At 52.5% G+C, this 14,213-nt stretch carries 12 protein-coding genes; 5 read left to right on the plus strand and 7 right to left on the minus strand.

Features of this window, described 5'->3' with window-relative positions; genetic code table 11:
* The first annotated feature begins 2 nt into the window (after positions 1-2).
* Together IJ22_RS02255 and IJ22_RS02260 are read left to right on the plus strand one after the other, a co-directional pair.
* Complete coding sequence (locus IJ22_RS02255; RefSeq protein ID WP_062406941.1) at positions 3-962, plus strand: D-2-hydroxyacid dehydrogenase; 960 nt, start codon at positions 3-5, stop codon at positions 960-962.
* Between the two features lie 37 nt (positions 963-999).
* Positions 1,000-2,160 (plus strand): NAD(P)-binding domain-containing protein, encoded by a 1,161-nt coding sequence (locus tag IJ22_RS02260; RefSeq protein ID WP_235594233.1) that lies wholly within the window; start codon positions 1,000-1,002, stop codon positions 2,158-2,160.
* Positions 2,161-2,320: 160 nt separating this feature from the next.
* On the opposite strand, the gene IJ22_RS02265 is transcribed toward IJ22_RS02260, so the two are convergent.
* From IJ22_RS02265 to IJ22_RS02275, 3 genes are all read right to left on the minus strand, one after another.
* Positions 2,321-4,909: an Ig-like domain-containing protein gene (locus tag IJ22_RS02265; protein WP_062406943.1), complete on the minus strand. Its 2,589-nt coding sequence runs from the start codon at positions 4,907-4,909 to the stop codon at positions 2,321-2,323.
* A 464-nt stretch (positions 4,910-5,373) separates the two neighbouring features.
* Positions 5,374-6,192: a Cof-type HAD-IIB family hydrolase gene (locus tag IJ22_RS02270; protein WP_062406945.1), complete on the minus strand. Its 819-nt coding sequence runs from the start codon at positions 6,190-6,192 to the stop codon at positions 5,374-5,376.
* Positions 6,189-6,962 (minus strand): DeoR/GlpR family DNA-binding transcription regulator, encoded by a 774-nt coding sequence (locus IJ22_RS02275; RefSeq protein WP_054819317.1) that lies wholly within the window; start codon positions 6,960-6,962, stop codon positions 6,189-6,191. Before IJ22_RS02275 ends, IJ22_RS02270 begins: the two co-directional genes overlap by 4 nt.
* A 194-nt stretch (positions 6,963-7,156) precedes the next feature.
* On the opposite strand from IJ22_RS02275, the gene IJ22_RS02280 reads away from it, so the two are divergent.
* Positions 7,157-8,260 (plus strand): acyltransferase, encoded by a 1,104-nt coding sequence (locus IJ22_RS02280; RefSeq protein ID WP_235594234.1) that lies wholly within the window; start codon positions 7,157-7,159, stop codon positions 8,258-8,260.
* Positions 8,261-8,334: 74 nt separating this feature from the next.
* Positions 8,335-8,616, plus strand: a complete 282-nt coding sequence (locus tag IJ22_RS02285; RefSeq protein ID WP_062406947.1) for a hypothetical protein — start codon at positions 8,335-8,337, stop codon at positions 8,614-8,616.
* 88 nt (positions 8,617-8,704) lie between these two features.
* Here the strand turns inward: IJ22_RS02285 and IJ22_RS02290 are convergent, their stop codons facing one another.
* The 4 genes from IJ22_RS02290 to IJ22_RS02305 all read right to left on the minus strand — a co-directional run bounded on the left by IJ22_RS02290 (position 8,705) and on the right by IJ22_RS02305 (position 10,406).
* Entirely contained in the window at positions 8,705-9,037 is a 333-nt protein-coding gene (locus IJ22_RS02290) for a hypothetical protein (protein ID WP_054819319.1), read from the minus strand.
* Between the two features lie 138 nt (positions 9,038-9,175).
* A complete protein-coding gene (locus IJ22_RS02295; protein ID WP_235594323.1) occupies positions 9,176-9,529 on the minus strand; it encodes a YtpI family protein in 354 nt (117 codons plus the stop codon).
* Positions 9,530-9,567: 38 nt separating this feature from the next.
* Complete coding sequence (locus tag IJ22_RS02300) at positions 9,568-10,077, minus strand: sporulation membrane protein YtrI (protein ID WP_062406949.1); 510 nt, start codon at positions 10,075-10,077, stop codon at positions 9,568-9,570.
* Positions 10,074-10,406, minus strand: coding sequence for a YtrH family sporulation protein (locus tag IJ22_RS02305; RefSeq protein WP_062410828.1), 333 nt, complete (start codon positions 10,404-10,406; stop codon positions 10,074-10,076). The genes IJ22_RS02300 and IJ22_RS02305 overlap by 4 nt, the downstream gene beginning before the upstream one ends.
* Positions 10,407-10,604: 198 nt before the next feature.
* On the opposite strand from IJ22_RS02305, the gene IJ22_RS02310 reads away from it, so the two are divergent.
* On the plus strand, positions 10,605-14,177 hold the full coding sequence (locus IJ22_RS02310; RefSeq protein ID WP_062406951.1) for a DNA polymerase III subunit alpha: 3,573 nt from the start codon (positions 10,605-10,607) through the stop codon (positions 14,175-14,177).
* Positions 14,178-14,213: the final 36 nt, after the last annotated feature.

The following is a 14,213-nucleotide window of genomic DNA, read 5'->3' on the forward strand; positions in this document are numbered from 1 at the left end:
ACATGAAAATCGTTGTGTTGGACGGATATACCCTGAATCCGGGGGATTTGAATTGGAAGGGTCTGGAGGAACTCGGGGAAACGGTCATTTATGACCGTACCCCTTCAGACGAAATCATTCGTCGGGCCGCGGAGGCCGAGATTGTGCTTACAAACAAGACGCCGCTCTCGGCGGACACGCTTTCGCAGCTGCCGAAGCTGCGCTATATCGGTGTTCTGGCTACCGGATATAATGTGGTAGATATCCAGGCGGCCAAGGAGAGAGGAATTCCCGTTACGAATATACCGGCATACGGAACGAACTCCGTGGCGCAATTTGTATTCGCTCTGCTCCTGGAGCTGTGCCACCGGACACAGTGGCATAGCGATGCCGTTCACGGGGGGGAATGGTCGCGAAGCATTGACTTTTGCTTCACCAAGACGTCTCAAGTAGAGCTGGCCGGCAAGACGCTGGGCCTGATCGGGCTTGGGCGCATCGGTACCCAAACGGCCAGGATTGCCCGCGCTTTCGACATGCGGGTCATCGCAGTCGGCAGCGGCAGAAGCGTACCTCCGCAGGTGGAGGGAGTCGAATGGGTGGAGCTGAATGCGCTTTTGGAGCAGTCCGATGTGGTCAGCCTTCACTGCCCGTTGATACCTTCCACGGAAAAGTTCATCAACGCGGAGCGAATCTCGCGTATGAAGCCTTCGGCTTTTCTGATCAACACCTCGAGAGGTCCTTTAATTGAAGAGAAGGATTTGGCGGCAGCGCTCAATGAAGGGCGTTTGGCCGGAGCGGCTCTGGATGTGCTCTCCGTCGAACCGCCGACGCAGGACAATCCGTTGTTCGGAGCCCAAAACTGCATCATTACTCCCCATATGGCTTGGGCTACTAGAGACGCGAGAGCAAGATTATTGGATACAGCCGTAGGCAACGTGCGGGCTTTTCTTGAAGGCCGGACGGTTCATGTGGTAAATTCGTAAAAAACAATCCTTTTTTATCCAATTTGGAGGGGGAAAAATGACCATGAAACTGGCTTTTATCGGACTTGGCAATATGGGGCTCCCAATGGCTCGGAATTTGGTGAAGGCGAATTACGAAGTGTACGGCGTCAATCGAAGCAAGGCCAAAGAAGATGCTTTCGTGAATGCCGGAGGGAAAGCGGGACGATCCGCAGCTGAATTGGCTCAGGATGTGGATGTACTGATGACCTGCCTTCCCATGCCCGCTGATGTGGAAAAAGTGTTCCTCGGTGACGACGGAGTCATTCCAAACGGCCGGAAGGGATTGATCCTGATCGACTTCAGTACGGTATCTCCCGACCTGAACCGGAAGATCGCAGCCAGTGCGGAAGAAGCCGGCATGTTCTTCCTGGATGCTCCTGTCAGCGGGGGAACCGTAGGAGCCGAGCAGGGCACGCTGTCCGTTATGGTGGGCGGGGAGAAGGCTGTATTTGATCAGGTTCTTCCCATTTTAGAGGTCGTCGGAAAGAACATTTACCATGTTGGCGCGACAGGCAGCGGTAACGTGGTGAAGCTGATCAATCAGCTGATGGTCGGAATACATACCCAGGCCGCGAGCGAAGCGATGGTGCTCGGTGAAGCTATGGGCGTTTCCAAAGAGACGCTGCATCAAATATTAAGCGCCAGCTTCGCTCAGAGCCGGATTTATGACCGGCACTACACGCAATTTGTGCAGAAGAATGCATTCGAGCCGGGCTTCGCTTTAAATTTGCTGCACAAAGACATGACCTTGCTCGAGTCGATGGCTCAGGAAAGCGGCACCCCGATTCCGCTCGGTTCTTATGCCGGGACGATGCTCGCATCCGCGAAGGCCGGAGGATTCGGCGACAAAGATATGTCGTCCATGTACTTATACAACAAAGAACGCGCAAGCGTTAAGACAGAGCGGAAGTATTTTGCCGTGTTCCTTCCCATGAAGGATGCGGAAAAAAGTCAGATCTATCGTCCTCAGCATCTGGCCTTTCTGGAGGAGCAGCGCAATGCGGGCAGGCTCTTTGCGAACGGCCGCTTCGCGGACGGAGGCGGCGGCTTGGTCGTTTACATCGCGCAAAACGAAGAAGAAGTGAAATCGTGGGTGGAACAGGATCCTTATATTGTTCAGGGGGCCAGAAGCTACGAAATTCACGAGTGGGATCTGGTGAAAGGCCACTTGTTTTAAGGCTTCATTGTCCTTAAGGCCGTCCGGTTTCCATACGGTTTCATTCGATAAAAAAAGCCTGCAGCTCCTTCCGTCAGGAAGGTTTGTCTGCAAGCAGGAGGATCCGCTTCGGCGGATCCTTATCATTTTATAAAAGATGATAAAAGCTGGATGTTACCGGTTAGTTCACGATGACATATACCGTCGTTTTCTTCTTGGCATAGCTTACCGTAACCGTCGCCTTCCCTTTCCCGGTAGCTTTGATGATCCCGTCCTTCACATCGGCAACGCGAATGTTGGACGAGGTCCATAGCGCCGGAACGCTAACATCTTCCTCCGACAGGTCAGCAAAGGTAGCGGTCGCTTTTACCTTTGCAGTGGCCCCCTGCTTCAACTCTACCTTAACAACGTCCGTTTTCAAATATTTCAGCTTGTCGACCTCTGTAGGAATCGCAATGCTTTTGCCGCCAAAAGATACGGAGATCGTCGCATTGCCTGCGGATACGCCCGTTACTAAACCATTGTTTACATTGGCGATTTTATAATTGCTTGATTTCCATTGAGCGCTGGCGGTTACGTCTTTTTTGCTTCCGTCCGAAAGCGTGGCGGTCAGCGTAATTTGTTCCGTAGACCCGGATTTCGTGGAAATGAACCGCTTATCCACCTCCAACGTCTGTACGACACCGATCTCTACAGATATCGAGACCGTTTTGCCGCCGTATTTTGCCGTAATCGTAGCTTTTCCGCGTGAGACTGGAGTCACCGTGCCCTTATCCACCGTGACGATCGCGGTATTGCTCGATGTCCAATCCGCTTCCGCCGTTACATCCTTGACCGTTCCGTTTGCATCGGTGGCATTTAACGTAATCGCCTTCGTTTCGTTCAAATCGAAGTGAAGAAAAGCCGGATTTGCCGTCAGCTTGTCGGCCATATCCACTTGAACCGTAAAGGTCACCGTCTTGCTTTCAAATGACGCCGTAATGGTCGCTTCCCCGGAGCCAACAGCAGTAACCACACCCGCATCAACCGATGCCGCTTTGGCATTCGAGCTTGTCCATTCGGCTTCCGTGGAAACCTTCTTTGTCGTACCGTCCGTATACGTTGCAGTCAAGTCAAGAGCTTGAGCCGCTCCTTTTTTCAAGGACAGGATGGTCTGGCTTGTTGTAGTCAAGCTTTTCAGCACGCCGACGGATACTTGGACGGTTGTCGATCTTGTTCCGTACTTGGCCGTAATCGTAACAGCCCCGGTACCTACACCGGTAATCTGGCCTTTGCTTACTTCGGCGATGGCCGAAGAGCTTGTCGACCATTCCGCTTTATCGGTAATATCCACGGTTCTTCCGTCGCTGTAAATGGCGCTTAGTGTAACCTGTTCGTAGCCGCCGACTTGAAAGCTGACGGTTTTCAAGCTTGGCTTGATCGTAATCGGGATGTCCACGGATACTTTAATCGCAACGCTTTTACCGCCGTAATTGGCCGTCACGGTTGCTTCACCGGCTTTATAAGCGGTTACCTTGCCGCTCAAAACGGAAGCGACGGCATCATTGTCAATCGACCATTTGGCCTGGTCCGTTACATCTTCCTGCGTACCATCAGCATATGTGGCCCATAATACGATGGAATCGCTTTTGCCCGTTTGCAGATCCAGCGTATCCTTTTCCGGCTCCAGCCTTTTCGGCACATCGACGTCGACGGTCACGGCCGCTGTTTTCTGACCGTATTTTGCCGTAATGATCGCTTCGCCCGATGCATTGGCAAACAATTTGCCTTTGACGACGCTAACGACAGCTTCATTGCTCGAAGACCATTCCGCCCGGCCGGTAATTTCCTCTGTGTTTCCTTCGGCGTAGCTTGCCGTCAGCTTCAACTGCCGGGTGTCGTTCTTTTTCATTAATATGTTTTCCATTCCGAGATCGAGCTTGATGGCATGATCGACATCCACTTTAATCGTGGCCGATTTCGTTCCGTAAGATCCGGTGATCGTCGCCTGTCCCGGACCGTATCCGGTAATTTTTCCCTTCAGAACGTCGGCGATATCCGGGTTGTCCGATTCCCATTCAGCCTTGTCCGAGACGTCTTCCGAGGACCCGTCCGGATAAGTGGCCAGCAGCTGTACGGTATCCGAATCGTTTAATAATAAAGATACTTTCGATTTATCCGGATCGACGCGCTTCACAATTTCGATATTGACCGGGATCGATACGGACTGGTTGTTATATTTGGCCGAAACGATAGCCGTACCTGAATTTTGCCCCGTAACCAAGCCGTTGACCACCGTAGCGACCTGACCATTATCGATATTCCAATCGGCTTTCGAAGTCACGTCTTCCGAGGCACCGTCATCATAATAGGCGGTAAGGGTGACCTGTTCCGATTTGCCTTTGCGTAAATCGATGGTTTGCTTATCCTTGATCAGCGACCGGACACGCTTGTTCACGGTCACGTTTACGATCACGGTTTTTCCCAGGTAAGTCGCCGTGATGACGGCTTTTCCTTCTTTTTTTGCGGTGACCACTCCCGCGTATACCGATGCGATATCCGATGCTCCTGAATTCCAGTCCGTTTTAACCGTCACCTCTTCTGTCGTTCCGTTAGTATGCACGGCCGTAGCTGTTAAAGCTGCGGTGCTGCCAACCTCCAGCGTCAGCTCGTTTTTATTCAGCACCAGACTGGAAATTTCCGCAGCCATCGCGCTCATTGCGCCAAAGCTGCTTGATACGATCGTCAAAACAAGTAACCCCAGCAAAAGCTTTTTTGCCCGCAAGCCCATATAGTATCATCTCCTTAGTCATTTTTCTGATAGGTCAATCTTTGTCAAAAAAAAGACCTTCTCCAGTCTCCCGGCTGCAAGCCCAATTTGGGCATTCTTCGTGACTTTGAAACCGCAATCCTCCTTTTAGATGAAAAGTCTTTCGTCTGAATAGGGGCCTCCATGAGCTCGTCTTCCTGCTTTGATCGACGACATAATTTTGGAAACCTCACCCATCGTATATCGACGGGATTCTTCAAAAATTTTAGTTTTGGAAGCTGAAAGAATGCTGAAAATGTACTCTTCGGATAAAACACTTAAGAAATAACGCCATCAGCATAAATAGGAATCTGTAAACTACCTTCAAAAACAAAAACAGGGCCGTCCCATAAGTCAACCCTGGAGTAACTGGATGACTGAGGGACAGCCCTTGTGATTTTTAGCGTAACAGTGACAATCCGCCGCCGAAGGCGGTTCTGGCCCTTTCAGCTGCTCCGGTTCGAGCGTCCGTGAAGAGAGGCATTGTGTGAGAGGATCCGTTTAATGCCTTCCGCTACACCCGATACAGAGTGCGCCGCTTTTGCCTGAACGTCAGGGTGGCTGGCAGCCATCGCAAAGCTGTGCGGCGTGACTGCGAACATGGATAAATCATTAAACGAATCGCCAAAGCAGGCGGTCTCCTCCAGCTTCATGCCCAAATGTTCAAGAAGCGAGAGCAGTCCGGTGCCCTTGGAGGTGTGCCGCGGCATGACATCCATGCAGTCCACATCAGAGATATAGGCATCAATGGCTTCGCCATACTTGCCTTTCAACACCTTCTGGAACTGCAAAAGCTCGCCGACATCGCCCATGAAGGAGATTTTGCCGCATACTAGCTGCCGGCCCAGCTTTTCCTGCAGGTCGTTCATTTCCACAAGCGGAGCCATCAGACGGCTGCTCAGCTCTTCCGCCCGTTCGCTCCAGCGTTCTACGACATAGCTGTCGGGGGCGGCGATCAGGGTCAGGAAGGGTGTACCGGAAGCCGCCTGCGCAAGATCCGCGATCAGCTCGCGTTCAAATGCGCTTTGATGAATCAGCTTTCCTTCCGCGGTGTGCACGTAAGCGCCGTTTTGGGAGATCGCGTGACCGGTAATCCCCAACTCCTCCATGACGCTGACGATTTCAGGCCGCATTCTTCCGGAAGCGAATGCAACGGCAATCCCTTGTGCCTTTGCTTCTTGGAGCGCCTGTCTGTCTTCCGGACGAACGGCCTTATGGTTGTGCAGCAGAGTGCCGTCCAAATCGCTGACAATCAATCGGATCATGGTTCGTTCTCTCCTTTGGCAATCATGATATTGATATCGTGGCGCAGCAGCGCTTCTTTCATCCCATCCTCCGGCTCGCGGTCGGTGATCAGAATGTCGATGCTTTCCAGCCCGTTTACCCGGTAAAATTGGCGAAGCCCGAATTTCGTATGGTCCGCCAGCACAATGACCTGATCGCTTCTGCGCATCATTTCTTTCATCACATACCCTTCTTCTTCAAAAGGGTTTGTCAGTCCGTCGGGGGTAATCCCGCTGGTGCCGATGATCAGCTTGTCGGCCTGATAATCACGCAGCATTTCGAGAGTCCGTGCACCAAAGATAAACCGGTGACGCGGATGCACGACGCCTCCGAGCAGATGGACGGTAATGCCCGGTCTTTGCGAGAGAAGTCCGGCGATGTCGATGGAATTGGTCACGATCACGTGCCCGTCCGTGCGCAGCTCTTCCGCCGCATTCATGACGGTGGTCGAGGCGTCCATGAACAAGTAGTCTCCTGTCTGCACCAGGGAGGCGGCCAGACGTCCGATGGCCCGTTTTACGGCGGGCTCCTCCTGAAGCCGGTCTCCGTAGCCCGAGACATCTTTATTGAGCCCGCGCCATATCGCGCCCCCGCGGGTACGCAGAATCTGGCCCTGCTCCTCAAGCTTGACGATATCCCGGCGAGCCGTATCCCTCGAAACCTGAAACAACTCGCAGATGTCTTCGACGGAGATTCGCTGATGCTGCCGAATATGCTCCAAAATGGCGATCAATCGCTCCTCTTGGTACATGGTCCGCTCCTTTCAACCCTTCGTTTTTATCAATTATAAGCATTATTACTTAAATTATGCAAGTATTTATAAGTGATTGTAAGTATTTTCTCGCGGATATGGCAAATCAGAGATTCGTTCCATGCTCCCGAATATGTTACAATGTCATGAGAAGTTGCAAAGTGATTATTTTCAAAGGAAGGAATAACCTGATCGTGGCTACTGCAAAACCGAAATCAAAACCGAAGCTGTTAGAGCTGGACGTCGTCCGGGCCATCGCCATACTGGCGGTGCTGATTATTCATTCGACGTCGGATGCTACCGTGGAGCTTCCGATTGGAAGTGGCTCACAGGCCATGTATTTGGCGCTGAACAAGCTGAGCAATTTTGCCGTTCCGGTCTTTATTATCGTGAGTGGAATCGTACTTTTTTACAAATATCAGGGCGAAAGCTTTGGCGGCAAGCAGGTGCTTCAATTTTACGTCAAGCGTGTGAAGCATGTGCTCTTTCCCTATGTGCTCTGGTCGTTGTTCTATTACTTGTACAACCAGTGGATTTTCGACAGGGAAAACTTGCATATGGATTGGTCCAGGTTCGCCGATTTGCTGCCATGGGCCGAGGCATCTTATCATTTGTACTTTATGGTGATTATCGTCCAGTTTTATTTGCTGTTTCCGCTGATGATGTGGCTCTGCCGGTTTGCCTGGTTCAGGAGAAGCCTGATATGGATCGGTCTTGTCATTCAGGCGGTCTTTTACTCCTACAACCATTGGGTGGAGCCGATCAACCACATGCCGTCGCTTTGCGTCAATTATTTCAGCATGTTCACGCTGGGCGGCTGGATCGGTCTTCATTATGAGACGTTTGCCGCCTGGCTGAGAAGACATGCCGCATGGGTGCTGCCGGCTGCCGTCGTCATAGGCTGCAGCTTCCTGGGACTGTTCATGCTGGAGGGTCGGACAAGCATTGTTCTTGACGGAGCTTGGTATCATGTGCTCTTCTTCGTTTATGCGGCGTTAGCAGGGCTGAGCTTGATCCGGCTGGGACAATTGCTGATTCGCTTCGCCATGCCTGCGGCCCGGGCGCTAATGGCGCTGGGGGCCGTTTCCTTCGGGATTTATTTGATTCATCCGGCGGTGCTGACTTACTACCGCACTCATTTTCCGAATGAAAGCGGAGCGATCGGGCAGTACCATCTGTATACCTTTACGGCGTTCGCTCTGAGTCTGATCATTCCATGGATTCTGACTTACGCATACGGATTGGCTGTCCGGCTGCTGCGCCGTCCCAAGCCGAAGTCGTCTGCACAAGGAGCCTGAACGGTGATATTCGGACCTCATCCTTCATACAATGGATTGTACAAGTCTTTTGAGAGGGAGGAGGGCATGCAATCATGAAAGGAATCAAAAATATCGTATTTATAGGGCTGACGCTGGGCATGCTGATTTACGCTGTACCGAAGCTTAAAACGACGGGGCTTGACTGGTCGCTTGAATCGGTATTCGGCATCGGCTGGATCGCTTTTGCTCTGCTTGTAGTGGCGGCCCATTTGCATCAGCTGCTGGGCGTGGAGGAAGAAACGAAACGGGAGCTTTTGAAGGTGAAGCGCATGAAGCGGTGGAAGATGGAGCAGGCGCTGCAGGGCAGACGCAAGCTGCTGCAGGTAAAAAAATAATGGATACGCAAAAAAGGCCTTTTTTTCCTGTGCAGGGTGAAAATGGCCTCTTTTTTGCGTACCGTTGTCCTTGTTCGGTTCTGCCGGATTAAATGAGCAGGGTGATGGCAAGCAGATCGAATAATACAAGAGGTAAAATGACATTGCTGTAGTACGAATAGTACGGAAAGTAAGGATAAGGACCAGGCAGTAAAGCCCGGCTGTGTCCCGGCAGCGTTTGCAGGTATAAGTGGTGGTTGTCGACATGCACGATGATGCCGTCGAAGGTCTGGCCGTGAACGGTTTGTACGCGCACGGGCTTGTGTATGTGTTGGGAGCACACGTGAAGAAGTTTTTCTTTGCACTTGCCGATGACTTCCAAGGCATTGGCTTCCAACTCGTAAATGGGCTGCTGCTGCCCTGCATGGGGAGCCTTCTCCATGATGATCGGACACCTCCTAAGGATGTAAGCTACTTCCATCCTATGCAGGCAAATCACGAAATATTAAGTATAAAATGTTGTAAAACGGTCATATGAAAAGCAATAACCGCCGGAAGCCCCGGACGGTTCGTATGGCTTTTAGCGCTTGAAGTGGAAGTAATTGCGAAGACCTGCGTAGAAATTAAACAATCCCAGAAGAAGGCACACCGTACCGAAAATTCGCCTGATAACCGAATCCTCAAAGAAGAACAACTGGGTGATGGAGATGATAATCAGCATGATCCCCATCGCAATATTCATCTTGGATGAGAGCAAGCCTCCGCGTTTCGGGTCCGTCTCTCTGCGGAAGCGATAGCTGTAAAAAACGGAAAAGCCAAGTGCGATGAAAATGAGTGTGCTGAGAGCGATCTGAATATTGGCAATCATGTTGGAAAGGCACATCCTTGTCGACAGGTTACATTCTTTAGTAATCACTTTACCGATTTCCGCCATGAAAATCAACCGGTTACCACCTGATGAATCGGGGGCGATTACGCCATCGGAATTCGTTTCCATTCCTTGACCGTGACCCAAACCTTGAGCTCCGTTTGCGTCAAGACGATCCATCTGACCGATTGGACGATGTAGTCCTTGTCCAGAACCCCCGTATAAGGTTTTTCTTTTAGAATCTGCTCGTACACATCCGGCATGGCTGCAAAATCCGAAATTTTGCGGCCGACGATAATTTTTTTGAGCTCACCGTGGATTCGGCGCTTCAGCTCGCTTTCCGTTATTTTATCCAATGGAGAATCGTCGGCCGATTCCACATAAATATTCAGCAGGTTGATCGTATTTTGTTGATTTTTGTTTTTTTTCAAGTCCTCCACTTCCCCCTCCAATCTGACATTTTCAGACACGAGTTCCCTGTTCTGAACAATCATCATATTAAGGCGCTGGTTATAGATACTTAGAAAAAGTGCGGCGCCGATGATCATGCCGGCAATCAGCAATCCTACCGCACGCAAAACATTTCCTGCCGATTCGTGAGGGGGAATTTTCAACCGCTGCTCCCTCCCTTGCAGATCCATTGAATAAGCGTCGTGCCCATATGGGCCCCGATAAATGCGCACACGATGTACATGATTTGTTGAATGGCAGGAGAAATGTGGCCGTCATGAAAATGAGTTTCGATCGCCCGGATCGGATCAATCGTTCCGCCGATGGCGGCTACCATAGCCCATATTTTGATCTGCTCCGACACATTCATCATTTTGTATACGGGAGGCTCCAATGTAATGACGGCGCTGATTCCCGCCAGCATGGTTCCCCCAAAAACAACCCCGAACGCCACGAAAAAATCCAGCAAGCATTTGGATAAAAATACCGCCATCATTTCCACCCTTTCCCGTTCTTTGACTGTTCGCTATAGGGCGGACCCATGCTGAAAGAGGTTGTCCCCCGCAAGCAGCCTGCCGGCCCCGACCCTCGAATGCTTCTTCATCTAAATATATGGCACACTTGTTCGCCTTATGCTAAAATAGGTACAAGATTTTTTTGAGGGATTCAGTAAGTATAGGAGGCGGCCCGGATGGGCGATATCGATTTTGTCCATTTGCATGTGCACAGCGAATACAGCTTGCTTGACGGCGCCGCACGCATTCAGGATCTGGTTCAGCAAGCGGCCGAGCTCGGCATGGAGGCTTTGGCGCTTACGGACCATGGCGTGATGTACGGTGTTATTCCTTTTTACCGCGCGTGCAAGGAACGGGGCATCAAGCCGATCATCGGCTGTGAAATGTACTTTACTGCGGGTTCATTACGTACAAAGGGCACCAGACAGGAGCAGCCCATCTATCATTTGATTCTGCTCGCCAAAAATCAGACCGGCTATCAAAACCTGATGAAGCTTTGTTCCATTGCGCATATGGAAGGCTATCATTACAAGCCGAGGATCGATCTCGAACATCTGGAGCGCTATTCGGAAGGACTGGTGTGCACGAGCTCCTGTCTGGGGAGCGAGGTATCCCAGCATTTGCTGCACGGACGCTATGAGGAAGCGAAGGAAGCGGCGCTCAGGTACCGGGCGATATTCGGAGACGATTTTTTTCTGGAGCTGCAGGATCACGGGCTTCCGGAGCAAAAAAAAGTGATGTACGAGATGATCAGGCTTGGCCGTGAGACAGGGATTCCGCTGATCGCCACCAATGACGTGCATTACGTACGGGAGCAGGATCATGCGGTGCAGGATATATTGCTGTGCATCGGCACGGGCAAAACCGTGGAGGACGAAGAGCGGCTCCGCTTTCATTCTTCACAGCTGTATCTCAAGAGTAAAGACGAGATGGCACGGATGTTCGCCCATGTACCGGAAGCGATAGCGAACACGGCGGCTGTTGCCGAACGCTGCAATCTGGAGCTTGAATTTGGGCGGTTCATCCTCCCGCAGTTCGATCCGATTCCGGAAGGGTTAACGGCCGGCGCGTATCTTGCGGAGCTTTGCGGGCAAGGGCTTAAAAGACGCTACTCCGCTCTCAAGGAATGGCAGGACGCGGCGTGGAGGGAAGCGGTGGAGCAGAGGCTTCAGTATGAGCTCGACGTCATCGAAAGGATGGGTTACTCCGATTATTTTCTGATCGTGTGGGATTTCATCCGTTTTGCGCATGAACGGGGCATCGCTACGGGACCGGGACGCGGCTCGTCCGCGGGCAGTCTGGTTGCCTACACGCTGAATATCACGAATGTGGATCCGATTCGCTACAACCTGCTGTTTGAGAGGTTTCTTAATCCCGAGCGGGTGTCGATGCCCGATATCGATATCGATTTCAGCGATCTTAGACGCGATGAAGTCATTGACTATGTGGTTCAAAAATACGGCAGGGATCGGGTCGCCCAGATCATCACCTTCGGTACGATGGCTGCTAAAGCGGCGGTAAGGGATGTGGGACGGGCGCTGAATGTGCCGTATAACGAAGTGGACCGCGCGGCGAAGCTGATTCCCAATCAGCTCGGCATGACGCTGGAGGAAGCGCTGCGCGTCAGTCCCGAGCTGAAAGCGCTGGCCGACAGGCAGCCCAAGACGGCGGAACTGCTGTCGCTTGCCATGAAGGTCGAGGGCATGCCGAGGCATGCGTCTACACACGCGGCGGGCGTCATCATTTCGCGTGAGCCGCTGACCCAGTACGTGCCTCTGCAGGAAGGAAACGAGCAGACAGCGCTGACGCAGTATCCGATGGAGCATTTGGAAGCGATAGGGCTGCTCAAAATGGATTTTCTCGGACTGCGTACGCTTTCCATCATTGAGCGTACAGTGGAGTGGATCCGCGAGCAGACCGGTACGCCTCCGGACTGGACACAGGTGCCGATGGACGATCCGGCGACCTACGAACTGTTGGGCCGCGGAGACACGACTGGCATATTTCAGCTCGAATCGCAAGGGGTTCGGCGCGTGCTCAAGGAGCTGAGGCCGTCGGATTTTGAAGATATTGTCTCGGTTCTCGCCCTGTACCGGCCGGGCCCGATGGAGTTTATTCCGAAGTATATCGGGGGCAAGCACGGACAACTGCAGGTGGAATATCCGCATGAAGCGCTGGAACCGATTCTTCGGGATACTTACGGCATTATTGTTTACCAGGAACAAATCATGCAAATCGCTTCGCTGATGGCCGGTTTCAGTCTGGGGGAAGCGGATTTGCTGCGCAGAGCGGTCAGCAAGAAGAAACGCGAGGTACTGGATCAGGAACGGTCCCACTTCGTTCAAGGCAGCTTGGGACAGGGCTACAGCGAAGCCGAAGCGAACCGGGTGTACGACATGATCGTCCGCTTCGCGGACTACGGATTTCCGCGGGCTCATGCGACGGCTTACGGCGTTTTGGCGTTCCAGACGGCTTATTTAAAGGCTCATTATCCTGTGCAGTTCATGGCTTCGATGCTTACCGCAGTCATGGGCAGCCACCATAAAGTGGCGGAATACGTGGATGAATGCAGGCGGATGGGCATAGCGGTTCTGCCGCCGGATGTGAACGAGAGCGGCTTTTTGTTTACCCCGGTCCAAACCCGGGAGGGCGGCGCCATTCGTTTCGGGCTGGCAGCCATCAAAAATGTCGGCACAACCGCGATCGAATCGATCCTGAAACAGAGGGAATCCGGTCCCTACCAAAGCTTGATCGACTTCTGCCGGCGCATCGATCTGCGGGTATGCAACAAGCGCGTGATGGAATCATTGATTCAAGGGGGCGCCTTCGATTCGCTGCCGGGACACCGCGCTCAGCTGCTGGCGATGCTGGAGGAGGCCATCGATGCGGCCGTCAAGTGGCGAAAGGACCGTGAGGATCTGCAACTCGTTCTGGAAGGATTTGGGTTTACGGAAGAGGTGAATTGGGAGGTAGAATATCCGGATATCCCTCCATTTACGTTGACGCAGCAGCTTGAGCTGGAAAGAGAACTGACCGGTCTTTATATCTCCGGCAGTCCGCTTGACGAGTTCGAGTCCAAACTGCATAAGCTTGAGCTTGATCCTTTGTCATCGCTGCAAGAATATCCTGACGGAAGCGATGTGATGGTAGCCGGGCTGGTCACGGCAAGCAAGACGATCGTGACCAAGAAAGGCCAGCCGATGGCGTTCATGGAACTGGAAGACCGTGTCGGCAAAACGGAGGTTGTCCTCTTCCCGGAGGTGTGGAAAAAATACGCTCCGCTCGTGCAGAAGGGAAAGCCGGTGCTCATCATGGCCAAGCTGCAGCTCGGAGACGAGGACTATAAGCTGTTTGCCAACCAGCTGCTGGCGCTGGACGACCCGCACCTGGAGCAGAAGGCGGTCAAACCCGCTGCTTCCGCGGCGGGAGGCAAGTTTTCCCGAAGCGAACGAGGGCCGTCCCCGCCAGCCCGCAGGCAGCCGGCTGCGCCGAAGGCCGCCGGGGCCTCGGCTGCTCCGGTATCCCAGCGGGTGTATATCCGAATCCCCGCGCAGCATGAGCAGCCCGGCGTTCTCTCCGAGCTGAAGCGGCTGATTGCGCAGCATACGGGGGCGCTGCCGGTTGTACTCTACTATGAGAAAAGCCAAAAAACGCTGGGCTTAAGCGATAAATACAAGGTAAGGCCCTCCCCGGAGCTTTTCCGGCGCATAGAAGAGCTGCTCGGTAAAGAATGTGTAAAAGTGAAATAATTCCGTCTTCCTCCGCATACATTTAATAACCCGTAC

Source organism: Paenibacillus naphthalenovorans, from assembly GCF_001465255.1.
In the GTDB taxonomy this organism is placed as follows: Bacteria; Bacillota; Bacilli; order Paenibacillales; family NBRC-103111; genus Paenibacillus_G; species Paenibacillus_G naphthalenovorans.

Excerpts from the sequence above, each read along its gene's own strand:
- IJ22_RS02290 (WP_054819319.1), bottom strand. The coding sequence starts at position 9,037 with ATGGAGAAGGCTCCCCATGCAGGGCAGCAGCAGCCCATTTACGAGTTG.
- IJ22_RS02270 (WP_062406945.1), bottom strand. The coding sequence starts at position 6,192 with ATGATCCGATTGATTGTCAGCGATTTGGACGGCACTCTGCTGCACAAC.
- IJ22_RS02305 (WP_062410828.1), bottom strand. The coding sequence starts at position 10,406 with ATGGCGGTATTTTTATCCAAATGCTTGCTGGATTTTTTCGTGGCGTTC.
- IJ22_RS02275 (WP_054819317.1), bottom strand. The coding sequence starts at position 6,962 with ATGTACCAAGAGGAGCGATTGATCGCCATTTTGGAGCATATTCGGCAG.
- IJ22_RS02255 (WP_062406941.1), top strand. The coding sequence starts at position 3 with ATGAAAATCGTTGTGTTGGACGGATATACCCTGAATCCGGGGGATTTG.
- IJ22_RS02295 (WP_235594323.1), bottom strand. The coding sequence starts at position 9,529 with ATGGCGGAAATCGGTAAAGTGATTACTAAAGAATGTAACCTGTCGACA.
- IJ22_RS02310 (WP_062406951.1), top strand. The coding sequence starts at position 10,605 with ATGGGCGATATCGATTTTGTCCATTTGCATGTGCACAGCGAATACAGC.
- IJ22_RS02285 (WP_062406947.1), top strand. The coding sequence starts at position 8,335 with ATGAAAGGAATCAAAAATATCGTATTTATAGGGCTGACGCTGGGCATG.
- IJ22_RS02265 (WP_062406943.1), bottom strand. The coding sequence starts at position 4,909 with ATGGGCTTGCGGGCAAAAAAGCTTTTGCTGGGGTTACTTGTTTTGACG.
- IJ22_RS02260 (WP_235594233.1), top strand. The coding sequence starts at position 1,000 with ATGACCATGAAACTGGCTTTTATCGGACTTGGCAATATGGGGCTCCCA.